Source organism: Paenibacillus silagei, assembly GCF_017874735.1.
Taxonomy (GTDB): Bacteria; Bacillota; Bacilli; order Paenibacillales; family Paenibacillaceae; genus Paenibacillus_AQ; species Paenibacillus_AQ silagei.
In genome coordinates this window covers 14501-39583 of record NZ_JAGGLV010000039.1, presented here as the reverse complement: position 1 = coordinate 39583, position 25083 = coordinate 14501, and the positions used below count along the sequence as shown (strand labels likewise).

The 25083-nt window shown below is 51.2% G+C and carries 23 protein-coding genes; 22 read left to right on the top strand and 1 reads right to left on the bottom strand.

Features of this window, described 5'->3' with window-relative positions:
* The 7 genes from J2Z70_RS31885 to J2Z70_RS31855 all read left to right on the top strand — a co-directional run.
* Window positions 1–256 (top strand): hypothetical protein (locus tag J2Z70_RS31885; RefSeq protein ID WP_209879610.1); only part of this gene is annotated, 256 nt, incomplete at its 5' end.
* Window positions 257–641: 385 nt separating this feature from the next.
* Window positions 642–2327: a ribonuclease J gene (locus J2Z70_RS31880; protein ID WP_036724742.1), complete on the top strand. Its 1686-nt coding sequence runs from the start codon at window positions 642–644 to the stop codon at window positions 2325–2327.
* A gap of 153 nt (window positions 2328–2480) precedes the next feature.
* Entirely contained in the window at window positions 2481–2978 is a 498-nt protein-coding gene (locus J2Z70_RS31875) for an RNA polymerase sigma factor (RefSeq protein ID WP_209879606.1), read from the top strand.
* Window positions 2975–3994, top strand: a complete 1020-nt coding sequence (locus J2Z70_RS31870) for an anti sigma factor C-terminal domain-containing protein (protein ID WP_209879603.1) — start codon at window positions 2975–2977, stop codon at window positions 3992–3994. Before J2Z70_RS31875 ends, J2Z70_RS31870 begins: the two co-directional genes overlap by 4 nt.
* Window positions 3995–4174: 180 nt before the next feature.
* Entirely contained in the window at window positions 4175–4969 is a 795-nt protein-coding gene (locus J2Z70_RS31865; RefSeq protein ID WP_036724744.1) for a ClpP family protease, read from the top strand.
* Window positions 4966–5181, top strand: a complete 216-nt coding sequence (locus J2Z70_RS31860) for a YlzJ-like family protein (RefSeq protein ID WP_036724745.1) — start codon at window positions 4966–4968, stop codon at window positions 5179–5181. Before J2Z70_RS31865 ends, J2Z70_RS31860 begins: the two co-directional genes overlap by 4 nt.
* A 97-nt stretch (window positions 5182–5278) precedes the next feature.
* On the top strand, window positions 5279–7951 hold the full coding sequence (locus J2Z70_RS31855; RefSeq protein WP_209879600.1) for an FtsK/SpoIIIE family DNA translocase: 2673 nt from the start codon (window positions 5279–5281) through the stop codon (window positions 7949–7951).
* Between the two features lie 76 nt (window positions 7952–8027).
* Here the strand turns inward: J2Z70_RS31855 and J2Z70_RS31850 are convergent, their stop codons facing one another.
* Window positions 8028–10004, bottom strand: a complete 1977-nt coding sequence (locus J2Z70_RS31850; RefSeq protein ID WP_209879597.1) for an AraC family transcriptional regulator — start codon at window positions 10002–10004, stop codon at window positions 8028–8030.
* A gap of 172 nt (window positions 10005–10176) precedes the next feature.
* Between J2Z70_RS31850 and sleB the strand changes: the two genes are divergently transcribed.
* The 15 genes from sleB to J2Z70_RS31775 all read left to right on the top strand — a co-directional run bounded on the left by sleB (window position 10177) and on the right by J2Z70_RS31775 (window position 24986).
* Window positions 10177–11028 carry a spore cortex-lytic enzyme gene (sleB, locus tag J2Z70_RS31845; RefSeq protein WP_076078799.1) on the top strand — a complete coding sequence of 284 codons (852 nt, stop codon included), beginning with the start codon at window positions 10177–10179 and terminating at the stop codon, window positions 11026–11028.
* 145 nt (window positions 11029–11173) lie between these two features.
* Window positions 11174–12454, top strand: coding sequence for an EF-P 5-aminopentanol modification-associated protein YfmF (gene yfmF / locus J2Z70_RS31840; protein WP_425355139.1), 1281 nt, complete (start codon window positions 11174–11176; stop codon window positions 12452–12454).
* A 2-nt stretch (window positions 12455–12456) separates the two neighbouring features.
* Window positions 12457–13737, top strand: coding sequence for an EF-P 5-aminopentanol modification-associated protein YfmH (gene yfmH / locus J2Z70_RS31835; RefSeq protein WP_209879594.1), 1281 nt, complete (start codon window positions 12457–12459; stop codon window positions 13735–13737).
* Entirely contained in the window at window positions 13737–14504 is a 768-nt protein-coding gene (gene ymfI, locus J2Z70_RS31830) for an elongation factor P 5-aminopentanone reductase (protein ID WP_036724753.1), read from the top strand. The genes yfmH and ymfI overlap by 1 nt, the downstream gene beginning before the upstream one ends.
* Window positions 14505–14636: 132 nt before the next feature.
* On the top strand, window positions 14637–14897 hold the full coding sequence (locus tag J2Z70_RS31825) for a DUF3243 domain-containing protein (protein ID WP_036692667.1): 261 nt from the start codon (window positions 14637–14639) through the stop codon (window positions 14895–14897).
* Window positions 14898–15044: 147 nt separating this feature from the next.
* On the top strand, window positions 15045–15812 hold the full coding sequence (locus J2Z70_RS31820; protein WP_081751117.1) for a DUF3388 domain-containing protein: 768 nt from the start codon (window positions 15045–15047) through the stop codon (window positions 15810–15812).
* A 48-nt stretch (window positions 15813–15860) separates the two neighbouring features.
* Window positions 15861–16808, top strand: coding sequence for a RodZ domain-containing protein (locus tag J2Z70_RS31815; protein WP_209879592.1), 948 nt, complete (start codon window positions 15861–15863; stop codon window positions 16806–16808).
* An 83-nt stretch (window positions 16809–16891) separates the two neighbouring features.
* A complete protein-coding gene (locus tag J2Z70_RS31810) occupies window positions 16892–17053 on the top strand; it encodes a hypothetical protein (protein ID WP_179090467.1) in 162 nt (53 codons plus the stop codon).
* Window positions 17054–17187: 134 nt separating this feature from the next.
* The gene (locus tag J2Z70_RS31805; RefSeq protein ID WP_036724757.1) at window positions 17188–17679 is read left to right on the top strand and encodes a YajQ family cyclic di-GMP-binding protein; all 492 of its coding nucleotides are present in this window, start codon (window positions 17188–17190) and stop codon (window positions 17677–17679) included.
* Window positions 17680–17828: 149 nt separating this feature from the next.
* Window positions 17829–18416 carry a CDP-diacylglycerol--glycerol-3-phosphate 3-phosphatidyltransferase gene (gene pgsA / locus J2Z70_RS31800; RefSeq protein ID WP_036724758.1) on the top strand — a complete coding sequence of 196 codons (588 nt, stop codon included), beginning with the start codon at window positions 17829–17831 and terminating at the stop codon, window positions 18414–18416.
* Window positions 18417–18474: 58 nt separating this feature from the next.
* The gene (locus J2Z70_RS31795; protein WP_209879589.1) at window positions 18475–19764 is read left to right on the top strand and encodes a competence/damage-inducible protein A; all 1290 of its coding nucleotides are present in this window, start codon (window positions 18475–18477) and stop codon (window positions 19762–19764) included.
* A 297-nt stretch (window positions 19765–20061) separates the two neighbouring features.
* Entirely contained in the window at window positions 20062–21126 is a 1065-nt protein-coding gene (gene recA / locus J2Z70_RS31790) for a recombinase RecA (RefSeq protein ID WP_036724761.1), read from the top strand.
* A gap of 330 nt (window positions 21127–21456) precedes the next feature.
* Window positions 21457–22194 (top strand): regulatory protein RecX, encoded by a 738-nt coding sequence (locus tag J2Z70_RS31785; protein WP_209879586.1) that lies wholly within the window; start codon window positions 21457–21459, stop codon window positions 22192–22194.
* A 309-nt stretch (window positions 22195–22503) separates the two neighbouring features.
* On the top strand, window positions 22504–24045 hold the full coding sequence (gene rny / locus J2Z70_RS31780; RefSeq protein ID WP_209879583.1) for a ribonuclease Y: 1542 nt from the start codon (window positions 22504–22506) through the stop codon (window positions 24043–24045).
* Window positions 24046–24191: 146 nt separating this feature from the next.
* Window positions 24192–24986, top strand: a complete 795-nt coding sequence (locus tag J2Z70_RS31775; protein ID WP_036724768.1) for a TIGR00282 family metallophosphoesterase — start codon at window positions 24192–24194, stop codon at window positions 24984–24986.
* Window positions 24987–25083 lie beyond the last annotated feature (97 nt).

Below are 25083 nucleotides of genomic sequence, written 5' to 3'. Positions count from 1 at the left end.
ACGGAGAATCGCTCCCTTTCTTACAAATTCATCTTTTAAGAAGGCATGGGATTTTTCCTCACCAGTAGAGTATCTACTTTTGGGACAGCCCCTTTTTTACGTTACGGACTTCTGGCTGCCGCAAATCGCATATGGTAATTATTTCTCCAGGATTAACTCTATGTTAAAAAAGTCAGGCATTGCAGCGTTTTTTGCTTGTCTTTTCCTTAAATATTGGCTGTTTGTTAAGGAAAGAATAGGACCAGGTACAGGGTGACTTGTCTTTTGCCAAAAAAATCATGTATAATGAACTTAAGTGACTTGGTGCGGTTAATTGAATATGCGGTAATCTTCCGGCAATGCGGATTTTTTGCATTGTAAGACAGGATAGGTCCTTGAATAAGTCTGTGCTAAATATGCCGGATTTACGCGCGAGGGGCGCGGTGGTGGAATTTTGAGGGCATTTGCCCGCTTCAAGAGGATATTACTGCCCGGATTCGGGAGTTTAGACCTGTGCAAGTATACAGACTTACCGGGAATTCCTTGTCGAAATAAGGAGTTAACAGCAATTTGATGTATATTACAGCGCCGCTGAAATATTGAAGCTCATTGTTAACAAATAAAAAGTATGACGTCCAACATCATAGGAGGGTTAGATTCATTTGTCCAAAAAAAACAATAACAACAACGACAAACTGACGATATTCGCACTTGGCGGAGTCGGTGAAATTGGTAAGAACATGTACGTAGTTCAGTATGGCAACGACATTGTAGTCGTAGACGCCGGTCTGAAATTCCCTGAAGAAGATATGCTGGGTATTGATATCGTAATACCGGATATCTCCTACCTCACCGAGAACCGTGATAAGGTAAGAGGGATTGTTCTTACGCACGGCCATGAGGATCACATTGGCGGCTTGTCTTATGTGCTTAAGAACCTGAATGTTCCGGTATACGGAACAAGACTTACCCTGGGTCTTGTGGAGAACAAGCTCAAGGAAGCGAACCTGCTGGGTGAAACTAAGCGGATTCTGATTAACGAGGATTCCGAGGTTGAACTGGGCACATCGCTTAAGGTAACCTTCTTCAGAACGAATCACAGTATTCCGGATTCTGTCGGGGTATGCATTGAGACACCTGAGGGCAACGTTGTCCATACTGGTGACTTCAAATTCGACCACACGCCAGTCAACGGTCAATTTGCCAATCTGCACCGCATGGCTGAAATCGGATCGAAGGGCGTTCTGGCCCTGCTGTCTGACAGCACCAATGCCGAGAAGCCGGGCTTCACGCCTTCGGAGAAGAATGTCGGCATCGTGCTGGAAGATATTTTCCGCAAAGCTGAACAACGTGTGGTAGTAGCAACCTTCGCTTCCAACGTGCATCGTATTCAGCAGGTAGTGAACGCTTCTGAAGCAACAGGACGTAAGATTACCGTTATTGGACGAAGCATGGTTAACGTAGTATCCATTGCTTCCGAGCTTGGCTATCTGCATATCCCTGACGGCATGCTCATTGAGCCTGAAGAGATGAACAGAATGGCAGGCAACCGTGTGGTAGTACTGTGCACAGGCAGCCAAGGCGAGCCAATGTCGGCGCTGACACGCATGGCGCGTTCCAGCCACCGCAAGGTAGACATTATGCCGGGCGACACCGTTATTATTGCGGCTACACCTGTACCGGGTAATGAGAAATATGTAGGCCGTACCATTGATGAATTGTTCCGTCTGGGTGCCAATGTTATCTACAGCGGCTCCAACTCCGGCGTTCACGTATCCGGTCACGGCAGCCAGGAAGAGCTGAAGCTGATGCTCAACCTGATGAAGCCGAAATACTTTATGCCGATCCACGGTGAATACCGGATGCAGCGCAAGCATGCACTTCTGGCGGAGTCTGTTGGCGTAGAGCCAAGCAATATCTTCATCACCGAGCTGGGTGAAGTGATTGAGATCTCCGGTGGAGCTGCACGCAGAGCGGGTAAGGTAACTGCCGGTAACGTACTGATCGACGGGCTGGGTGTCGGCGATGTGGGTAACATTGTATTGCGTGACCGTAAGCTGTTGTCGCAGGATGGTATTCTGGTGGTTGTGGTTACCCTCAGCAAGCAGAACGGAGCGATTGTCTCCGGTCCTGACATCATCTCACGCGGATTCGTATATGTACGGGAATCGGAAGGTCTCCTGGATGAAGCAAACCGGATTGTTGCGGGTACGCTGCAGCGTCTGATGAGTGAGAAGGTCAATGAATGGGCTTCCCTGAAGACCAGTGTCAAAGACTCCCTCGGCCGTTTCCTCTATGAGCAGACACGCCGCAGACCGATGATCCTGCCGATTATTATGGAAGTATAAGAGAAGCATTTCTTAACAATATAGCTTTGGCAATAGCCTCTTTTCCCGGAAATATTGGACGGTTTCCTGGGGAAGGGGGCTTTTTTATGTTTTTTTCACTGCACAAAACAACATTTGGGCAACCTGACCGTTATACAGGCAAGGAGGTGCAGCATGGAGCCAAGAGACTTGGAGAAGGTGCTCCAACCCAAACTGGCGGAGATCCGCCGCTACTTGATCCGCCTCGGCGCCGGGGCCTCAGATGCAGAGGATATTGTGCAGGACACTGTGTACAAGGCGCTGTTGTATCTGGAAGCGATCGATGAGCGCAAATTCAGCGCCTGGTTGTATAAGGTTGCGATCAACCGGTATTTTGACCTGTGCCGCAGGAAGAAGAAGTTTCAATACGGCGAGGAAGTGGAGGTTCATCCTGCGCCTGAGCATGAGCTCCCGGAAGCGGTGCTGCTGCGCCGGGAGCGCAAGGAGAAGATTGAAGAGGTGCTGGCCGGTATGATTCCAGCCAACAGGCAGCTGATTTTGCTGAAATATGAAATGGAGCTGTCCTATAAGGAAATCTCCGCCCTGCTCGGCATTTCCGAAGGAACAGTGAAGGCTACGCTCTACCGGGCGCGGCAGCAATTTCAACAATTATATGGAGGTGAGGGCGAATGACTGCCCCATGGGAAGAAGCAGAAGACCAGAATATTATGACCACCCTGAAAAAAACCAAACGGAAGAGCCTTATTCGCAGTATTCTCATTTCACTCGCGGTTAGTGGGCTTATGCTGATTGCCGTATTTTATGGCGCAGCACAGCTGGTAGACCGTCTGTCCTCCAATGCCCTTTACAGTGAGCAGCAGTATATGAGGATCAGCAGCCCTAATGAATTCAATTCAGGCTACAAGGACAATCGCGGCTTTTTGTCAGGCGTCCTGGAAATGAATACCTACAAGATTGTCGATGACGTACCTATCCCCTGGAAAACCAGATGGCTCAATTACAATCCCTGGTGGTTCCCTTTCACAACGGGTGCGTACGGCGGCGTGTCAAACCTGAGTGTAGAAGATCCGCGTATGAAGCAGGAGGGGTACGAGTATTACCGGTATTACAATTCCGACAATGGACAAAGAGAAATGGCCTTCTATATCCCGGAAGTCGATTACAACGGAAAAATTATCAATGATCTCCCCGAACTTTACAAGATGAACGGAGACAAGCGGGTGGAGCTGGCTTTATCCTTTGATAAGGACTATTCATTTGAAGAGGCGAAGAGCCTGCTGCCTACAGGCATAAAACAGGTCTGGTACTGGGTCGATACGTACGATGACCGCGAGGGGTTCAACTTCAAGCCGTATCCAAATGGGAATGATCCCGCTAAAATGAACTATCCGACCCCGATGAGTGCAAATTACGGAGTCTACGGGTTCGGGGTCTGGCCGGACCGGGAACAGGCGAAGCCCGAGGATTTCATCGGCGCAGTACAGACCGGTGTGGACAAGAAGGGCAAGTATCACAGTGAGTATCAGCGCATCTTCAATTATTTGAAAAAAGACAAGGCTGCGCCGGAGGCTGGTGATCTTCGCATACTGGGTGTGGTTGTAACCGGCACGGCGGACGGGTTAAAGAGCCTCAAGGACCAGACATACGTGCGCGGAGCGGTGCTGGGTGCGGTGGTGGACAAATACTAAATATGAAATACAGAGGGCGGCCCTTTAAAGAGAGGGCTGCCCTCTTGAATTAGCAGCAGAAAAATACAAGTGCAATTTATATAGTGCATAAGGGAGTCCCCCGGAATGTCATACTAATAGAAATCAGAATCCTGAAGCACACGGACGGGTGTTGCAGGCAGAAGGGGAGCGCTGTGTACGATGGAAATCACAGAAGCAAGCAAGGCGGGCGGAGGGCGTAACGAAGAGATCCTGCCAGGGGAGATTAAACCAGCAGTAAATGAGCCGGTTCCTCCAGGAATGCCGGGACCTGTGGGGGTGCTGAAGGAGCTGGGGCAGACGGCGGTTCCCACAGGGGAGCCGGATATTTTTTGCATGACGATTATAGGACAGATTGAAGGTCATTTCGTCTTGCCGCCGCATAACAAGACCACGAAATACGAGCATATCATTCCCCAGCTCGTCGCAGCTGAACAGAGTAAGACCATTAAAGGGCTGCTGATCATTCTCAATACGGTCGGCGGGGACGTAGAGGCTGGACTGGCCATTGCCGAGATGATCGCTTCCTTGTCGAAACCTACGGTAACAGTTGTCATCGGCGGCGGTCACAGCATCGGTGTACCTATAGCGGTATCCTCCACGTATTCCATTATTGCTGAAAGTGCCACCATGACGATCCATCCGATCCGGATGAACGGTCTGGTGATCGGCGTGCCGCAGACCTTCGAGTACATGGAGCGTATGCAGGAGCGGATGGTGAAATTCGTGACCTCTCATTCCCGCATCACGGAAGTGCAGTTCAAGGATCTGATGTTCAAGACCGGAGAGCTGAACCGCGACATCGGTACCGCAGTGGGCGGGCAGGATGCCGTCAGGTATGGTCTGATGGATGAAGTGGGCGGGATAGGTGCCGCACTCGCCCATTTGAACCGGATGATTGCTGCTGCCCCCACTCTGACAAATGAGACACTTCCGCAAGGAGGGCTGCCCCAATGACCTTTTATACCATTCTGCCGATGGAGCAGGTATTCGAGGGGGCACTGAGTTATGCCTCTCCCGTACAGGAGATGACTATTCAGGGCATGCTGATGCAGGTAGAGCTGCTGGATGGAGGTCAGGCGAAGGTGGTCCGGCTGCTGCAGTGTCCGCTGGATAAATATCTGGATGCGGCCTTCTCCCCGGGTGCAATCGTTCAGCTGGACCGCTAAGTACGAACAACACCCCTAAAGATGCATATTCTGACAAAAGAGAACATAGGTACGCCACGCCATTATATGGTATAATGTTGACTCGGGGGTGGCTGGCGTGGCTAAACGGAGAAGAAAGAAGAAGAAAGCGCTGCTGGGCAGTGTTTTAAAATATGAAATCTACGGAATTCTGCTGATTACGATTTCCGTCATTGCTTTGTCGGGGGAAGCGGCTGTCGGCCGCTCGCTCTCAAGCATGGCAGGTTATTTGCTCGGCAGATTCTATTTTGTGCTGCCGCTGGCGGGAACCTTTTATGGTCTGATGGTAATGATTCACAGGAAATGGCCGTCCACCTGGAACAGCCGCTATACCGGCGGCCTGCTCTTGCTGTTGTCCATGTGCCTGATGAGTACCATATCGGCGATGCAGCAGAAGCTGGGCCCGCTTGGGATGCTGCATCCGGGCAATGTACTGTCTCAAATACATAATGATCTATCCGGCGCCCTCTCACCGGGCGCCGGCGACAGCAGCGTGTACATGTTGGGCAAGGACATCAGCGGGGGGTACATCGGTGCGCTTGAATACGCTGCGCTCCTGTGGCTGTTCGGCAATCTGGGTGCTAAGCTGCTGATGATTGTATTGCTGGCCATCAGCTTCATGCTGATTACCAATCTGTCCTATGTCGAGCTGTTCACATTGCTCCGGGTGAGGGCCATTAAGCTGATTGAAGGAATTAAGCTCCGGGCGGCGAACCGCCCGGCTGCCGTTCCAGTGGTCAACAGCAGACCGGCTAGAGCCAGCAGAGTTACAACGCCGGAACCTGCGGATGATGACGATTACTTTGAAGATGATGACGGATCGGGTCAGCAGCTGCCAAGACGCGGACAGTCGAAGCTGCTGGGCAGAATTACCGGATGGTTCAGCGGGTCTGCCCGCCAGAGCCAGCCGGAAGTCATGGATGATCTGGAGGAAGAACTGCCGGATATTATCATTACTGATCCGCGGGGTGGTCCGGTTATCTCCGGAATGACAGCAGCGGGAGGTGTTCCTCTGGAGGAGTATGGCGAGGAGGACTTCCCGGATGAGGAGCTTGAGCCTGTAACGCCGATCATCCGGGACTTCTTCGAGCATATCCGCTCGGAAGGGCTGAATGCCGAGGACCGGGAGGAATGGAGCGAATTCTCACCAGCGGCACGTGGTGGTGCTGTAACCGGAACAGGTGCTGCTGAGCTTACGAGAGCGGGAGCAGATTCTGTTCCGTCAGGGGAATCCGGGGAGGGTATACTGCCTGTAGAGCTGGACGGGCTGCCGGGAACGGCAGAGGAGGGCGAAGCGGCTCCGATTATACCGCCTCCACCTCCGCCCAAGCCGTACAAGCTGCCGTCCTTCCGTTTGCTGGCTAAGCCGAGTAACGGGGCGAAGGCGGGCGATCAGAATGATTATATGCAGACGGCACGCAAGCTGGAGGCCACACTGGAGAGCTTCGGTGTACGGGCGAAGGTGCTGGAGGTGGTCCGCGGACCGGCCGTGACCCGGTATGAGATTCAGCCGGATATCGGCGTGAAGGTCAGCCGGATTGTCAATCTTACCGATGATATTGCGCTGGCACTGGCAGCCAAGGATATCCGTATGGAAGCGCCGATTCCCGGCAAATCAGCCATCGGTATCGAAGTGCCGAATTCGGAGGTCTCGGTCGTCACCATGCGTGAAGTGATGGAGACGCAGATTTTCCAGGAGGCGGATTCACGGCTGTCCATTGCCTTCGGGCGGGATATCTCCGGCCAGACGATTATCGGCAATCTCGCCAAGATGCCCCATCTGCTGGTAGCAGGAGCAACCGGCTCCGGTAAATCGGTCTGCATCAATGGTATTATTACCAGCATTCTATATAAGGCTAAGCCGAATGAAGTGAAATTCCTTATGGTTGACCCTAAGATGGTCGAGCTGAATGTATATAACGGCATTCCGCATTTGCTGGCTCCGGTAGTGACAGACCCCAAGCGTGCCAGTCTGGCCTTGAAGAAGATTGTGGTGGAGATGGAGAAGCGGTATGAGCTGTTCTCCAAATCCGGCACACGTAATATGGAAGGCTACAACAACCTGATGAAGGATAATCCGGCAGCGGTGCTGCCCTATATCGTTGTCATCGTGGACGAGCTTGCGGATCTGATGATGGTTGCGGCCAATGATGTAGAGGATGCGATCTGCCGGCTGGCCCAGATGGCGCGGGCGGCGGGAATTCATCTGATTATCGCCACACAGCGTCCTTCGGTTGACGTGATCACCGGCCTGATCAAGGCGAATATTCCTTCGCGGATCGCCTTCGGCGTCTCTTCGAATGTGGATTCCCGGACCATTCTGGATATGCCGGGTGCCGAGAAGCTGCTCGGACGCGGCGATATGCTGTTCCTGCCGATGGGGGCTTCCAAGCCGATTCGTGTCCAGGGCGCTTTCATGAGCGATCAGGAAGTAGAGACGATTGTGCAGTATGTCAGCAGCCAAGGGGAAGCGAATTACGATGAGTCGCTTGTGCCTGAGGTGGACGACACCATGAGCGAGGATCAGGAGCCGCAGGACGAATTGTATGAACAGGCCGTCCAGATTGTCCTGGAAGCCAAGCAGGCCTCTGTATCGCTGCTTCAGCGGCGTATGCGCGTCGGTTACACCCGTGCCGCACGCTTGATCGACTCGATGGAGGCCAGAGGCGTTATCGGCCCTTACGAGGGCAGCAAGCCCCGTGAGGTGCTGATGTCGCTGGAGCAGTATCAGCATGGTAGACTTAGTTCATAGGCAAAGAGATGACCCAATATTTGGGCCATCTTTTTTTTTGCTAAAATAAGTTATGCAACCAATGGTTGAACTGCTATTACTTTACCCGGGGAGCTGCAAGCAGAGCATCAACCATGTAATCAAGCTGCGCATTTAGGGAGTAGATATCATTGTAATACGATAATCCGAAGTCGATATTCATTAACCGGCCTTCCTTGACTGCCGGAATACTGTTCCAGATCGGGTCTCCCGTCAGGTCAGTCATTCCGTCATAAGAGGAACGGAAGATATAATCTCCGCTGTAATCGGTAATGACTTCAAAGGATACAGACTCCCCGCCGACATCGGTCTTGCTATCTATTTTTTGCTGAATCTTCTCCGGTGCCTTCATGCCAAGATATTCATATAAGACCTGCGAACCCCGGCCGTATTGTTTGCTCATAATCACTAACATACTGCGCTCTCCGCCGCCTTCCATGATGGAGATGGTCGAATCTAGAATTCCCGCTTCCTTCAGCTTCAGCTTACTGTCCTCCACTTTGGCATTGAAATCATTTAATAGGCTGGTGGCCTGATCTTCCTTATTAAGAGTGTGTCCAATAAAGCTGACCCGCTCAGCGGTTGTCATTTTCTCATAAGGCACCAATACGGTGGGTGCGATATCATGCAATGCATTGTAGGTTTCCTCGGAAGGAACGATAATCAGATCGGGATCAAGCGATAAGACAGCTTCCGGGCTGGCCTCGAACCAACTTCCCAACTTCTGTACATCTTTCAATTCGTTCTCGAAGGCAGCACCTTCATTTACACTAGAGACACCTACGGGCTTAATGCCCAGCGCCAGAACATCGCCCAGCAAGTACAACACAACGACACGCTGAGGATTGGCAGGCACCTCGATATCCCCTTTTATTGTAGAGATTGTCCGGATCTGTGCCTCGGCTGCAGTGTTGTCAGGGGACGTTGTAGAGGATGCCGTCGCAGCAGGCGAAGAGGTTGGCGTATTGCTGCCGTTGCCCGCCGTCGTTGTAGTGGCATTTCCTGAGGAACAGGCACTTAACACTATGGTGAAGCATAACAACAAGGTTAACATTAGGGATGGCTTAGACGTTCTGAACATGGATGACGCTCCTTTTAGATCATATTGATAATGATTATCATCATCAATATATCCGAGAGTGCCTTCACGGGCAATGTCATTTGCAGACAGCGCAGATATCATATCCCGCCACGGGGAAGCGGCCTGCACAGAATTTTTGTACCTTACTGGTGAGTTTCCGAAGTGCTTTTTGAACATTTTCCCAAAAGAATACGCATCCGGATAGCCCACAGCAGCTGCAATATCATGCAGTGTGGCTTCTGTGCCCAGCAATAGCTCACGTGCCTTGTCCATGCGAATCTGAACCAGATATTGGGCGGGGCTGCTCTGAAGCCGCATGCGGAATAACCTCGATAATGTCCTCGGGCTGGTGCCCAAAGTGTCGGCTAGTGTATCCAGGGTGAACGGCCTGCTGTAAGAATCATGCATATAGCGTACAGCCTGGTCGAGCACATCTGCTCTAAGCGGGTGCAGCTCCTGCCCCTGCATCTGATGAAGCAGCTCATGGACCCACTGATAGAACAGGGCTTTGACATGCAGATGCTCAAGGTCGCGGCCTGTCTGCCACTCCCCATACATCTGGTCTAGAATCTCATACAGCGGCAGGGGATGGGCCGGAGTGCAATGGTATGAAGCGGTAAAAGGCTTGCTGCGCTCCAAAAGCACTGTAAGATTGCGGCGCGCAGGCAGGGTTAACGTTGAACGGTACATAATAAGGTAATAATCCAGAATTTCATGTGTTTTCAGCAATTTAATCGTAGTGCCTTTGCCCCCGTGAAAGACAGTTGCGCCGCTGATTTCATATCGGCTGTCATCTATAAGCAGACTTGCGCTGCCGCGAACGATATACAGGTATGTACTAGCCGGAAGGCGATACTTCAGCGGAGGTTGTCCAGAAATGAATGAGGCCTTGCGGATATCGATAACTTCTACAGCAGCATGGTTCCACAGTACAATATGGTCCTTAAAATCCATGTTTCTTCTCAACTCCTGTTGTTTCATAACCCAAGTATAGTTGATAATCGTTCTCATTTGCAATGGATTTACGGTTCCTTGATTTGCGGTCATGCATAGGAAGTCCTGCCAGTCGTCATAATAACTTTAGCCATTCATGCAGAACTTCCAAGAGAAAGGTAGAGCGAATCCCATGACAAAACATAAGCAGTGGATCATTGCCGCCGTTACCCTTGCCCTTGCAGCTGCACCGTTTGCCGGTGCAGTCTTCAAAGATCATGATTTGATCTATGCCAAGCCATATGCAGCAGAACAGATTGCCGCAGATAGCCCTGATGAAGGGGAGGAAGCCATGCCCGTGTTCGGCACAACTCCGCTTAAGGTAGGCTCTTCCGGGCAGGATGTCTATGAGCTGCAGGGAAGATTGAAGTACCTTGGTTATTTTAACGGGAAGATTGACAGCCAGTTCGGTACCAAAACCAAAAATGCTGTCACCTGGTTTCAGTGGAAATTCGGCCTGAAATCCGACGGGGTAGTCGGGGCCAAGACGAAGCTTAAGCTATACAATGCGACTACAGCCTGGAAGCCGACAGCGCCCGAGACGTCTACCGCCCAGAAGAAAGCGCCCTCCGGCGCAGCTGCAGCCAAAACCAATACGGCTGAACTGTCCTCCGGCAATACCATGGGCTTGTCCGAAAACGACCTGAAGATCATGGCTAACGCGGTTTACGGCGAGTCACGCGGCGAACCTTTTGAAGGACAGGTGGCTGTAGCCGCAGTCATTCTCAACCGTGTAAAATCCCCAAGCTTCCCGAACACGCCTTCGGGCGTCATTTTCCAGCCGGGAGCCTTCACCGCCGTAGCTGACGGACAGATCTATCTGGAGCCTAATGAACAGGCACGCAAGGCAGTGCAGCAGGCACTGAGCGGCTGGGACCCGTCGGGCGGCTGTATCTATTACTTCAATCCCAAGACGGCGACTTCCAAGTGGATTTGGTCCCGTCCGCAGGTGAAGACGATCGGCCAGCATATTTTCTGCATGTAGCTTACTGTGTCTGTATACAACCCTCCGTAAGAGCAACCGGTACGCTGTCCTCCGGTTGCTTCCTTACTTTGGAATGGTTTAGAATGGATAATACTTCATAAACTTGTTATAGAGCATCCATCCACGCTGCAAAGGAGTTTTGGACTTGACTAATAATGCATTTCAACATGGCCATGCCGCAGGCATGCGCATACATGTTCTGCCGACCAAGGCGTTCAAGACATTCGCCATCTCACTGTATGCAGGCGTTCCGCTTGAAGAAAGTACAGTGACTTCTACCGCACTGGTTCCGTTTGTACTCCGCCGGGGGACAGCGTCCTATCCGGAGACTACCCAATTCCGCGAGCGTCTGGAGGAGCTGTACGGTGCCGGCTTCGGCTTCGATATTTACAAACGCGGGGATTACCAGATTGTCCAGTTCCGGATGGATACGATCAATGATTCCTTTGTGCAGAGCAAGGAGAGCCTGCTTGGGGAATCCTTTGCTTTTCTGGGAGAGGTATTGACCCGTCCCCTGCTTGAGAATGGAAGCTTCCGGGCTTCTTATGTAGCTACAGAACGCGAGACGATCCGCAAGAAGCTGGAATCCATTGTGAATGACAAAATCCGCTACGCGGCAGAACGCTGCATTGAGGAAATGTGCCGCAACGAGCCTTACCGTCTTCATCCCCTCGGTCAACGGGCCGATCTGGATGCTATCACGCCTGAGACGCTGTACCAGAGCTATACCTCCTGGCTGAATGGAGCTACGCTTGATCTGTATGTTGTGGGCGATACCACACCTGAGGAGGTCGAGAAGCTGGTGACAGCTCATTTCGGCCGGGCCCATCACTCCGAAGCCGGAGGCTACACCTCGGACTTCACTCCGGTATCGGTTACGGAAGTGCGGACGGTAGAGGAGAAGCTGGATGTGAATCAAGGCAAGCTGAACATGGGGCTGCGGACTTCGATTACCTACAAGGATGACCGGTATGCTTCCGCGCTGATGTACAACGGTATTCTTGGCGGTTACCCGCATTCCAAGCTGTTCGTCAATGTCCGTGAGAAGGAGAGTCTGGCGTATTACGCCTCCTCCCGTTATGACGGGCATAAGGGTATCGGAACGATTCAATCGGGGATCGAGACCCAGAACTACGGCAAAGCCGTTGATATTATCCGCAAGCAGCTCGATGAACTGAAGGCCGGCAATATCACTGACCTGGAGCTTAGCCAGACGAAGGCGATGATCCGCAACCTGCTGTCCGAGATTCAGGATTCGGCGTTTGAGATGATCTCCTTTGACTTCAACCGCCAGTTATCCGGCAAAGACCGTTCTGCCCAGGAGCTGATGGATCAGGTTGACGGCATGGGGACGGCTGAAGTGAAGGCGGCGGCGGATACTTTTGAGCTGGATACGATTTATTTCCTGACAGGGAAGGAGGAATAGGGATGGAAAAGCTCCATTACGAACGGCTTCAAGAAACACTTTATCACGAGGTTATGGATAACGGACTGCAGGTGTATGTGCTGCCGAAGCCGGCTTTTCTCAAAACCTACGCCACCTTTACCACGAAATACGGTTCGGTAGACAATCACTTCAAGGTGGCGGGCAGCGAGGAGACTACAGTACCGGACGGAATTGCCCACTTCCTGGAGCATAAAATGTTTGAGGAGCCGGAAGGCGACATTTTTGCCACCTTTGCGTCGAATGGCGCATCGGCCAATGCCTTCACCAGCTTCGACCAGACGGTCTATCTTTTCTCGGCCACGGAGAACATTGAGCAGAATCTCAGCACGCTGGTTGATTTTGTGCAGCGTCCTTATTTTACCGATGAGAACGTGGAGAAGGAGAAGGGAATTATTGGGCAGGAAATCAATATGTATGCCGACAATCCTGACTGGCGCGTCTATTTCGGGCTGATTGAAGCCATGTATGCTACTCACCCGGTTCACATTGATATTGCCGGAACTATCGAATCCATCGCAACCATTACGAAGGAAACGCTGTACACCTGCTACAACTCCTTCTATCATCCCAGCAATATGCTGCTGTTCGTTGTCGGCGGAGTGGACCCTGAGCAGGTATTTGAACTGATCCGCAGCAATCAGCAAGGCAAGAGCTATGAGAAGCAGGGTGAAATTACGCGTATCTTCGCGGAGGAGCCTGAGCAGGTAGCCTCGAAGCATGTGGAGAGCAGACTTGCTGTCTCCATTCCCAAAATGATGTTCGGCTTCAAGGAAAAGGTGGATGGTCTGAGCGGTGAAGCGGCGGTGCGCCGTGATCTGACCACGAAGCTGATGCTGGACCTGCTGTTTGGCAGCAGTACGGCATTGTATCAGAAGCTCTATGACGAGGAATTGATCTCGGACAGCTTCGGCCATGAATTTAACAGCTCTGCGGAGTATGCCTTCTCGGCGATCGGCGGCGATACCAAAGATCCGGGTCTGCTGCTTGAACGGATTAAGGCAGAAGTTGGACGCATTCTGGAGACGGGCTTCGCGGAGAAGGATTTCGAACGGGCCCGCAAAAAGAAAATCGGCGGCTTCCTGCGGATGCTGAATTCGCCGGAGAGCATTGCCCATGAGTTCACCCGTTACCAGTTCCGTGGAGGAGATCTGTTTGAAGTGCTTCCCCTGTATGAATCGATCACTCTGGATGAAGTGAATGCCCGGCTCCATGATCATGTGAACTGGGAGCAGCTGGCCGTATCGCTGGTGGTGAGTCCTTAATGATGTTACCGGGAGAGGACAGCAAACCGATTGGCGAAATGACAGTGCTCATTACCGGGGGCAGCGGGGGAATCGGCGGCGCGATCGCTGAGCGTTTTGCTTCGGTGGGAATGAACATTGTGATTCATTATATGAATTCGCATGAAGCGGCAAATGATGTGGCCCGGCGCTGTCTGGCGCTGGGGGCGAAGGTAATGACCGTAGCGGCGGATATGAAAGATCGCAGTCAGCTCGTACGCATGGCCGAAAGGCTGGAGAGCAGCGGCATGATGCCGGATATCCTGGTCAATAATGCCGGGAAAGCTCATTATGGCATGTTAGCCGATCTGACCGAGGAGGAGTGGGACGATATCATGGCGGTGAATCTGAAGGGCACCTTCATGTGCAGCCAGATTTTCATGCCTTATATGGTCACGCAGCGTTACGGCCGGATCATTAATGTGTCTTCTGTGTGGGGGATCTCGGGTGCCTCCTGTGAAGTGGCGTATTCGGCCAGTAAGGGCGGAGTGAATGCTTTTACCAAGGCGCTTGCCAAGGAGCTGGCCCCCTCCAAGGTCACTGTGAACGCTGTAGCGCCTGGAGCAGTTCACACGGCCATGCTGTCCAATCTGCAGGCGGATGAACTGAAAATGCTGGAGGAGGAGATCCCTGCGGGGAGGCTGGCTACCCCTGAGGATATATCCTCGCTTGTTTATTTTCTGGCGCTGCCTGAGTCCGGTTATATTACGGGTCAGGTCATCAGTCCGAACGGCGGCTGGATTACGTAATAACCGGTATAATGCCAGGAACCATGAGCCTGCTCTGGAGAAATGCTCCAGCATAAGACCTTCCGGCTTGAGACATATTATAACTGTTGCTTCTAAATCTCAATATCATTACAAACCTGAGGAGGATTTAAGATGTCAACAGATTCCGTAGTGAAGAACTTTGATACCTGGAAAAGTTTTTTGGGCGACCGGGTCATTCAGGCTGAAAAAATGGGGATGAGCGACGAGACCATCACCAAGCTGGCGTTCGAAATCGGGGAATTCCTCGATAAGAAGGTCGATCCGGGCAACTATTCCAACCGGGCCATCAAAGAGCTGTGGGATGTCGGAACGGATGATGAGAAGCATACCATTGCCGGACTCATGGTCAAACTGGCGAAGAAAAACGCATAGGTACGCGGAAGAAGCTCCCCTTGCGGGAGCTTTTCTGCAATTATTACAATCGTGTCCTTGCCTTTCAATTTTTTTTTATATATCATTAACATGACCCGTGTATCTGAAACAACATGCAGGGAAAAGGAATCTATGAGGTGCGCACAAGTGGAATATAAACAATGGTATATGGAGTATAAGATACATAAGAACAGACCCGGTCTGTTAGGCGACATTGCTTCCATGCTGGGGATGCTGGAAGTCAATATTTTGACGATTAACGGCGTGGAAGGCAAGACGCGCGGAATGCTGCTGGAAACCAGCGACGATGAGAAGATCATGCTGATGGGCGAAATGCTCAAGAAAGTTGATAATATAACGGTTACGGCACTCCGTACACCGCGGCTTGTGGACCGGCTGGCGGTCCGGCATGGACGGTATATCGACCGGGATTCGGATGACCGCAAGACCTTCCGCTTTACCCGCGATGAGCTCGGGCTGCTGGTCGATTTCCTGGGCGAGCTGTTTAAGAGAGAAGGCAATCAGGTTATAGGACTACGTGGCATGCCGCGGGTAGGCAAGACAGAATCGATTATTGCCGGCAGCGTCTGTGCGATGAAGCGCTGGACGTTTGTCTCCTCTACGCTGCTGCGCCAGACCGTCCGCAGCCAGCTCGCCGAAGACGAGATGAATCCGCATAATGTATTTATCATTGACGGGATCGTCAGCACCATCCGCTCGAACGAGAAGCATTATAACCTGCTGCAGAATGTCATGAGTATGGCAAGCACCAAGGTGATTGAGCATCCTGATATTTTTGTGCGGGAGTCCGAATTCACCTTCGATGACTTCGATATTATTATTGAGCTGCGCAATTCACCGAACGAAGAGATATTGTACGAGTCGTTTACGACAAGCTACAGTGAAGATCTTTAATATATTTCATTAAGAGCATTGCTCACACAACATTCAGGAGGTGATGGTATGTCGGAACTGGGCCGGCATTTGAAGGAGGCTCGTCTGCAAAAGGGGATGAGTCTTGATGATGTCCAGGAAGTAACAAAGATCCGCAAAAAATATTTGGAAGCCATCGAAGCAGGGGATTATAAAGTGCTTCCGGGCAGCTTTTATGTCCGGGCCTTTATCAAAACCTATGCCGAGGCAGTCGGGGTTAACCCGGATGAGCTGATGGAGGAGCACGGCAATGTGCCTGCTGCTCCCGTCGATACTACCATGGAGACCGTGATCCAGAAGCGCAGCCGCAAGCCTGAAACGGAGCGTAACGCCAAGTGGCTCCCGACCTTGCTGATGTGGACCTTCCCGGTGCTGATTCTGGTGGTCATCTACTTATATGCCTCTTCCACGATGAATAATGATTCGCCGGAGAAAGCGGATAATGCAAGCATGACTACCGCGACGCAAGATCCGGCTAAGGCTAAGCCTTCTCCTACTGCCGCTGGAGGCGGTGCAGTGCCTTCAGCGACAGCGGATGCGGCAGCTACATCTGATGCAGGAGCCGCGGCAACCACTGCGCCTGCTGCAACTCCAGAGCCGTCTCCATCGGCTTCTCCGGGTGCTGTCACCGTTACTCAGGACCGTAAATCGGGCAAGACAACGATCTATAAGGTCTCCGCGCCTGCCGGAAGCCAGGTTCAGGTCGTGATTGCCTCAACCGGAGTCAGCTGGCTTGAAGTGTACAAGGGCGAGAACTCCAAGGGGGAGAAGCTCAGCTTCGGGAACACCAAGGCCGGCGATAATCTCAGCTTCACGCTGGACAGCGAAGGCATGTATATCAAATCGGGATATTCACCAGCTACCGCGATTTCGGTCAACGGACAGGCTATTACCGACGGCAAAACCTCCTCGCGTCTGCTGCTTGAACTGGACAGCGGTACGGACGGCGCTGCTGGCGGGAGTACTACCGGAGAATAATACATCCGATGTATAGTCTTTGGCGGATTGGAGAACCTAGAAGTGTTTAACAGTTCTCTCGCCAAAGTGAGGTGTATTCTCTCATGACCGTCAGCTGGATTGTAACAGGGCTTGGCATTATTGTCAGTCTCCTGGGGTATTATTTGACACCGGGCGCCTGGGGATATGGTATTCTGGGCTTTGGACTGGCACATGTTCTGCTGGGGATTCTGGATATGTTCCGGGCTCCTGCACGCAGCAGATAATATTTAGAGGTGAGCGTCTCCCGGACAGGTTCCGGGAGGCGTGTTTTTAGGTGCACTCTTTTCCAGTATTAGACTTAAGAGCCCCTATCTCATATAATAGGAACAGACTAATTGTAAGTAAAGGATGTGGAACCATGAGTTCAGAAAGTTCATTTGATATCGTATCCAAGATGGATATGCAGGAGCTGACCAATGCGGTTCATCAGACCGAGAAGGAAATTGATAACCGGTTTGATTTCAAGAACAGCAAGAGCAGCCTGAAGCTGGAGAAGGATGCGCTTGTCATCGCCTCAGAGGATGAATACAAGCTGAATGCAGTTATTGATATCCTCCAGACCAAGATGGTGAAGCGGGGAATCACGCTGAAGAATATGGATTTCGGCAAAGTGGAGCCGGCTTCGCTCGGCACGGTGCGTCAGCGGCTGGGACTGCGGCAAGGGATAGACCAGGAGAATGCGAAGAAGATCAATATTCTGATCCGCGATTCCAAGCTGAAGGTTAAGAGCACGATCCAGGGTGATCAGATCCGTGTGACCGGCAAAAGCCGCGACGATCTCCAGCAGATTATCCAGCTTTTACGCAAGGCTGATTTGCCGCTTGATTTACAGTTTAACAATTTAAAGTAAGATCATGTGCCCCGCAGTGTATACTCACCTTACTTGCGGGGTGCTTCATGTTTTTTTGACACTTATTTATGGCTATAATATACTAGCTAAGCAGTTTTGAAGAAATTGCTGGAATGCCGGATTCGTATGGACTAGGGGAGGAAACTTCAGTGAATTTACCCAACCGCATCACATTAGCACGTATTTGCCTTATCCCAATCATGATGTTTTTTCTGCTGGTGGACTTCAGCTTCTATCCGGAACCGATACATTGGGGCTCCTTTCAGCTTTCAATTAATCACTTGGTCGCGGCAGTTATTTTTCTGCTGGCAGCCAGTACCGATGGAATTGACGGTTACATAGCCAGAAAATATAACATGGTCACCAATCTGGGCAAGCTGCTCGATCCGCTTGCGGATAAGCTGCTGGTCTCGGCCGTGCTGATCTCGCTGGTCGAGCTGGGAAGATGCGATTCCTGGATTGCCATTGTCATCATCAGCCGCGAGTTTGCCGTGACCGGGCTGCGCCAGGTGGCACTGCTGGAAGGGAAGGTAGTGGCTGCAAGCAAATGGGGAAAGGTAAAAACAGTGATTCAGATTGTTGCTATTTCCCTGCTGCTGCTTAACAATTTCCCGTTCCAGTTCGTCAGCATCCCTGTGGATGACATTGCCATCTGGGCGGCAGCCATCATTACCATTTACTCTGGCATTGATTATTTCGTGAAGAATAAGGATCTGCTGGATTTGAACAAAGCCTGAGAGGCTGGAACAGGCTTAACCTTGCAGGATACCTACAATCAGGAGGAGAACGTCAGCTATGAAAGCAGAGATTATTGCCGTTGGAACAGAACTTTTACTTGGACAAATCGTGAACAGCAATGCCCAGTTTCTTTCAGTCGAGCTGGCTGCATTAGGCATTGACGTTTATTTTCAGACCGTTGTGGGAGATAACAAAAACCGCCTTCTGGAAGCGATCCGGATTGCTCAGAGCCGGGCGGATGTTATATTGTTCACGGGCGGCATTGGTCCGACCGAGGATGATCTGACCAAGGATGCGCTGGCTGCGGCGCTTGGCCGGACCCTGCACATCGACCAGCTGGCCATGGATCATGTGCAGCGCTTCTTCGATGACCGCAAGATTGTAATGACTGAGAATAACCGCAAGCAGGCGCTTGTCATTGAAGGGACGACTCCTCTGTCCAATGATACCGGCCTTGCGGTAGGGATTGCTTTTGCAGAAGAAGACAAATATTATATCGTGCTGCCCGGCCCGCCCCGGGAGATGAAGCCGATGTTCACGGATAAGGCCAAGCCATGGCTTCAGCAGCATGCACTTACTGGTGAAATGCCGCTCTACTCGAAGATGCTGAAGTTCGCCGGGATTGGCGAGTCGCTGCTGGAGGACAAGCTGATTGAGCTGATCCGCAGCCAGAGCGATCCAACGATTGCCCCGTATGCCAAGGAAGGCGAGGTGACCGTGCGCATCTCCACCAAGGCGCCGTCCGAGCGGGAAGCTATGGTCAAGCTCGATGCTCTGGAGAAGACGATTGCAGACATTCTGCCGGAGAATCTGTATGCCAACATCGATGTGCCGCTGGAGCAGCTGATTGTGGACTGGATGGCGGATGCGGGACTCACTCTGAGTGCTGCCGAGAGCTGTACAGGCGGTCTGCTGATGGAGAGCATTACGAATATTCCGGGGAGCGCCTCCATGTTTGCCGGAGGGATCGTGTGTTATTCCAATGATATTAAGAAGAAACTGCTGAATGTGCCTTCCGCCATGCTTGAAGGTCCGGATGCCCCGGGAGCGGTGAGCCGCGAGGTTGCGGAGGTACTGGCTGAGCAGGTGCGTATGATCGGTGACACGGACTTCGGCTTATCGGTTACCGGTGTAGCCGGACCGGGATATTCCGAGCGCAAGCCGGTGGGTCTTGTGTTCGTAGGACTGGCTGAGCGGGGCTGCAAGACAGAGGTATATGAGCTGAATCTGAAGGGCACCCGTGAGAACATCCGGCTGCGCACCGTTAAGGCGCTGCTGTACCGGTTGTGGCGCCGCCTGGAAGAACGCAAGGTTGCTACTCCGCTGGAAGGCTCGGCCTTGCAATAACTGTACGAGACGGTATATAATTCATGTATACGGAAGAACCGTGGCTTGAGCGATCATGCTGCGGTTTTTTGTTTTATATTAGGTATAACAAATCATCCTATGGCTGTTCCTATTAACGTAAGAAGCGGAAGAGAAGCACCTGCTGAGTTTTGCATCCGGAAGGAGGCGTACATCTTACAATAAAAGGGAGTATTATCCCCGGGAGCAAAAAAAACGAATGTATGTTCTAAAAAAGACTTGGCAAGCCCTTCAAAACACGTTATGATAATACTATAAACAGTGAAGGAAGTGGTCTGATTGTCAGATCGTCGTGCAGCGCTTGATATGGCGCTTCGTCAAATAGAAAAACAATTCGGTAAAGGTTCGGTAATGAAACTGGGAGAATCCACTCACATGAAAGTGGAAGTTGTACCTAGCGGATCTTTGGCACTTGATATTGCACTAGGTATTGGCGGACTTCCCAAAGGACGTATTATTGAAGTATATGGACCGGAATCTTCCGGTAAGACGACGGTTGCACTTCATGCGATCGCTGAAGTACAGAAGCAGGGCGGACAAGCTGCCTTCATCGATGCTGAGCATGCGCTTGATCCCAAGTATGCCAAGGCGCTTGGCGTTAACATTGATGAACTGCTGCTGTCCCAGCCTGATACGGGTGAACAGGCCCTGGAAATCGCTGAAGCGCTTGTACGCAGCGGAGCAGTAGACATCATTGTAGTTGACTCTGTAGCAGCACTTGTGCCGAAGGCAGAAATTGAAGGCGACATGGGTGATTCCCACGTAGGTTTGCAGGCCCGTCTGATGTCCCAGGCCTTGCGGAAGCTGTCTGGTGCCATTAACAAATCCAACACTATTGCGATCTTCATCAACCAGCTTCGTGAGAAGATCGGCGTAATGTTCGGTAACCCTGAGACCACTCCGGGTGGGCGCGCTCTGAAGTTCTACTCCTCTGTCCGTCTGGATGTGCGCCGGGTAGAGAGTATCAAGATGGGTAACGATGTCGTGGGTAACCGCACGAAGATCAAGGTTGTGAAGAACAAGGTAGCGCCTCCGTTCAAGCAAGCGGATGTAGATATCATGTACGGTGAAGGAATCTCCAGAGAGGGAAGCCTTGTGGATATCGGTACGGAGATGGATATTGTCAACAAGAGCGGTGCCTGGTATTCCTATGAAGGCGAACGTCTGGGTCAAGGGCGGGAGAATTCTAAGCAGTTCCTGAAGGAACATCAGGATATTGCTCTGCTGATCGAGAACAAGATCCGTGAGGCAAGTAATCTCACGACTCTGGTAGAGCCACCATCTGAAGCGGCTGTGGCTGCGGAGCAAGAGGAAGAAGAGAAGCTGCTGCTTGAGATTGAGTAATTAAGTACTCCTCTACTTCTAATTGAATAATGAAGTCAAGATGGATAGGCGCCCTGTGAAGATATAACAGGGTGCCTTTTCGCAAGTGATTATAATAAGCAAACAAGAGATTAGCAAAAAGCAGAAGAAGCGGAGGGGAAATTTGGAACTGTAGGAGCGATAGCGTCCGCCTTTGTATTTGGATTTCTTCCGCGAGAAGCGGTTAAATTCAGGAAATCCAAATACAACAGCGGCCGGAGGGCCAAATGTTCACCGCAGCGACGACCAAGCTTCTGTTCAAATTGTCAATGCGTTTTATATTATTTCCAGCTTAACGAGGTGAATGGCAGGATGGTTATACAATTGGATGAGGAATTCGAAGAACAGGATGAGCAGCAGGTGCTGGCGGATTTCCCGGCAGATCAAGAGCTGGTGATTACAAAGGTAGAGCGGCTTAAGAAGTCTAATTATCGTTATCTAATCCATTTCGGAGACTACAACATGACTGTTCATGAAGATGTCATGATTAAATACCGGATGATTACCGGGAGTGCTTTTGTAAAAGCGGATCTGGAGGATATCGTTGCCGCAGACGAGCGCCAGCGGGCGTATGTGGAGGGGCTTAGGTATCTGGAACGCAAGCCCAGAACCGCACAGGAGATGGCCCGCCGTTTAAGGGAGAAGGAAATAGGGGAGACTGTTATTGCCGAAGTTCTGCTCCGCCTGCAGGAGGAACGTCTGCTTGATGATCCCTTGTACGCCAAGCAGTGGGCGGAGCAGCGGATTGTGAATCAGCGTAAGGGCAAGATGTGGATCCGGCAGGAGCTGCGGGAGAAAGGGATTGATAAGTCGCTGATTGCGGAAGCGCTGGATGAGATCACACCCGAGCAGGAGCTGGAGAGCGCGCTGCAGACCGGACGGAAGAAATGGAATACGATCCGGGGAGATGTGAACGACAAACGCCGGAAGACAGGGGCGTTCCTGATGCGCCGGGGATTCTCAGGAGAAATGGTGCGCCAGGTGATCGGGATTCTGCGGGATGAGCAGGATTCTGGGGGGGAAGAAGAGGAGTTTTACTTCCCGGATTGATTCTCTTGACTTTATTACGGTTATCGACTCTCTTGACAAGGTCTTTTTATAAATAATAAAATATAACATGAATCGGCATAAACTAAGAATCCTTTTTCCTTCCCAAAAAGCAGACTCTTATGTTCCGGTTCGCGTACAACTCATATGAAATGTAATCGCCGGATAAGGCGGGCAATGTCCATGTGCAGCATGTGCAGTATGGCAATCGGTGTATTACCGGTTTTTTGTATGGTGATGAACGGATAGTTTAACAACTGCACAAATACCCAAGGGAAGATCCTTGGAGGATATCAACGAGGAGGTGAACAGATGGAAACATTGATCTGGGTCATTGTCGTTCTCGTTGTAGCTGCAGCATTCTTTGGATTCGGTTATTTTATTCGTAAATCCCTTGCAGAAGCTAAGATTTCCAGCGCAGAGAAAGAAGCCGTAGTCATCGTGGAGAACGCGAAGAAAGAGGCGGAGGCGCTGAAGAAGGAAACGGTACTTGAGGCTAAGGACGAAGTTCATAGAATCCGTACCGAAGCTGAGAAAGAAACTCGTGAACGTCGGAATGAAATCCAACGGCAAGAGCGACGTTTGCTGCAAAAGGAAGAATCGCTGGATAAAAAAATGGAATCGCTTGAACGAAAAGAAGAACAAGTAGCTAACAAAGAGAAACGAATTGATGAAACCCAACAGCAAATTGATGTTATTTACAAGAATCAGGTTACTGAACTGGAACGTATCTCCAATCTGAGCATCGATGATGCCAGAAGTATCATTCTCAGCAATGTAGAACAGGAAGTTCGCCATGAAACTGCTCAGATGATCAAGGAAATCGAACAGCAAGCTAAGGAAGAAGCGGACAAGAAAGCCCGTGAGATTATCACCTTGGCGATTCAACGCTGTGCGGCTGATCATGTGGCGGAAACTACGGTATCTGTCGTTACCTTGCCGAATGAAGAGATGAAGGGCCGGATTATCGGTCGTGAAGGCCGCAATATCCGTGCGCTGGAGACTCTGACCGGGATTGATCTTATTATTGATGATACGCCGGAAGCCGTTATTCTGTCAGGATTTGATCCGATCCGCCGCGAAGTGGCCCGTACGGCACTGGAGAAGCTGGTCGCAGACGGACGTATCCATCCTGCACGTATTGAAGAAATGGTGGAGAAATCCCGCAAAGAAGTGGATGAACGGATTCGCGAATACGGTGAACAAGCTACCTTCGAGGTTGGCGTTCATGGTCTGCACCCGGATCTGATCAAAATTCTGGGCCGCCTGAAATTCCGCACGAGCTACGGTCAAAACGTACTGAAGCACTCCATGGAGGTTGCTTATTTGACTGGACTTATGGCCGGTGAGCTTGGGGAAGACATCGTGCTTGCAAAACGTGCCGGACTGCTGCATGATATCGGCAAAGCGCTTGATCATGAAGTGGAAGGTTCGCATGTTGAAATCGGCGTCGAACTGGCGAAGAAGTACAAGGAACATCCGGTGGTTATCAACAGTATCGCGTCCCACCATGGAGATTGCGAGGCTACCTCGGTTATTGCTATGCTGGTTGGTGCTGCTGATGCTTTGTCAGCTGCCCGTCCAGGTGCACGCCGTGAGACCCTGGAAACGTACATCAAACGTCTGGAAAAGCTGGAGGAGATCTCGGAGTCCTTCGAGGGTGTCGAGAAATCCTATGCCATTCAGGCGGGCCGCGAGGTTCGCGTAATGGTACAGCCTGAGAAGATTGATGATGCCGAAAGCTTCCGTCTGGCCCGCGACATTACGAAGATGATTGAGAGTGAGCTGGATTATCCGGGTCATATCAAGGTTACGGTAATCCGCGAGACACGCGCTGTAGAGTATGCGAAATAAATAAGGAAATCGGCCCCCTTGCGGGGCCTTTTTTCATGCAGCACGCCGTGGCGTTTGGAATGAAGCAGAATAGGTGAAATTATACTTAAGCAGCGATTTATGGTTGGCAGAGCATACACAAACCCAAAATTTAGGAGGAGAAGATTATTAAAGTTTTATTTATCGGAGACATTGTAGGCAATACAGGCAGAAAAGCGCTGCGTGAAATGCTGCCTTCCCTGAAAAGCAAATATCAGCCGCATATCATCATTGCCAATGGTGAGAATGCCGCTGCCGGCAGAGGGATCACCGCTGCTATCGCTAACGAATTCTTTAACTGGGGTATCCACGGTATTACGATGGGCAACCACACCTGGGACAACAAGGATATCTTCGAGTTCATCGACGACGAGCCGCGGATCATCCGTCCGGCTAACTTTCCGCCGGGGACACCGGGCCGTGGATATACCGTTGTTAAGGGGAACGGCAAGCAGCTGGCGATTGTGAATCTGCAGGGCCGTACCTTTCTTCCGGCGATTGATGACCCGTTCCGGGTAGGCGAGGAGATTGTGGAGGAACTGCGCAGAGAGCATAAGTGCATTCTGGTGGATTTCCATGCGGAAGCAACCTCCGAGAAAATTGCGATGGGCTATTTTATGGATGGAATGGCTTCGATTGTAGTCGGCACACATACTCATGTGCAGAGTAATGATGATGTGATCCTGCCTGGAGGTACAGCGTATCTTACAGATGCGGGTATGGTTGGTTCAAGAGAAGGGATTCTGGGTATGGAAAAGGATGCGATCATCTATAAATTTACAACTCAGCTTCCCTCCCGGTTTGTAGTCGACGAAGGCAAATGGCAGCTGCATGGTCTATTCGCAGAACTTGATGAAGCTACAGGCAGAGCGACACGACTGGAGAAGATCCGGCTGCGTGAGGATGAATGGGTGATGAGCTAAGGACGGCAATGCCGTTTCTACTTGCAAATAGGTAATTCGGTAATACTCATTTTGTTTTGGGTGAAGTGTGATATTTATTATATCGAAAAAGAGTATC

Excerpts from the sequence above, each read along its gene's own strand:
- J2Z70_RS31795 (WP_209879589.1), top strand. The coding sequence starts at position 18,475 with ATGAAAGCAGAGATTATTGCCGTTGGAACAGAACTTTTACTTGGACAA.
- J2Z70_RS31825 (WP_036692667.1), top strand. The coding sequence starts at position 14,637 with ATGTCAACAGATTCCGTAGTGAAGAACTTTGATACCTGGAAAAGTTTT.
- J2Z70_RS31805 (WP_036724757.1), top strand. The coding sequence starts at position 17,188 with ATGAGTTCAGAAAGTTCATTTGATATCGTATCCAAGATGGATATGCAG.
- yfmH (WP_209879594.1), top strand. The coding sequence starts at position 12,457 with ATGGAAAAGCTCCATTACGAACGGCTTCAAGAAACACTTTATCACGAG.
- sleB (WP_076078799.1), top strand. The coding sequence starts at position 10,177 with ATGACAAAACATAAGCAGTGGATCATTGCCGCCGTTACCCTTGCCCTT.
- J2Z70_RS31870 (WP_209879603.1), top strand. The coding sequence starts at position 2,975 with ATGACTGCCCCATGGGAAGAAGCAGAAGACCAGAATATTATGACCACC.
- J2Z70_RS31875 (WP_209879606.1), top strand. The coding sequence starts at position 2,481 with ATGGAGCCAAGAGACTTGGAGAAGGTGCTCCAACCCAAACTGGCGGAG.
- J2Z70_RS31865 (WP_036724744.1), top strand. The coding sequence starts at position 4,175 with ATGGAAATCACAGAAGCAAGCAAGGCGGGCGGAGGGCGTAACGAAGAG.
- rny (WP_209879583.1), top strand. The coding sequence starts at position 22,504 with ATGGAAACATTGATCTGGGTCATTGTCGTTCTCGTTGTAGCTGCAGCA.
- J2Z70_RS31785 (WP_209879586.1), top strand. The coding sequence starts at position 21,457 with ATGGTTATACAATTGGATGAGGAATTCGAAGAACAGGATGAGCAGCAG.
- J2Z70_RS31810 (WP_179090467.1), top strand. The coding sequence starts at position 16,892 with ATGACCGTCAGCTGGATTGTAACAGGGCTTGGCATTATTGTCAGTCTC.
- J2Z70_RS31850 (WP_209879597.1), bottom strand. The coding sequence starts at position 10,004 with ATGGATTTTAAGGACCATATTGTACTGTGGAACCATGCTGCTGTAGAA.
- J2Z70_RS31815 (WP_209879592.1), top strand. The coding sequence starts at position 15,861 with ATGTCGGAACTGGGCCGGCATTTGAAGGAGGCTCGTCTGCAAAAGGGG.
- ymfI (WP_036724753.1), top strand. The coding sequence starts at position 13,737 with ATGATGTTACCGGGAGAGGACAGCAAACCGATTGGCGAAATGACAGTG.
- J2Z70_RS31860 (WP_036724745.1), top strand. The coding sequence starts at position 4,966 with ATGACCTTTTATACCATTCTGCCGATGGAGCAGGTATTCGAGGGGGCA.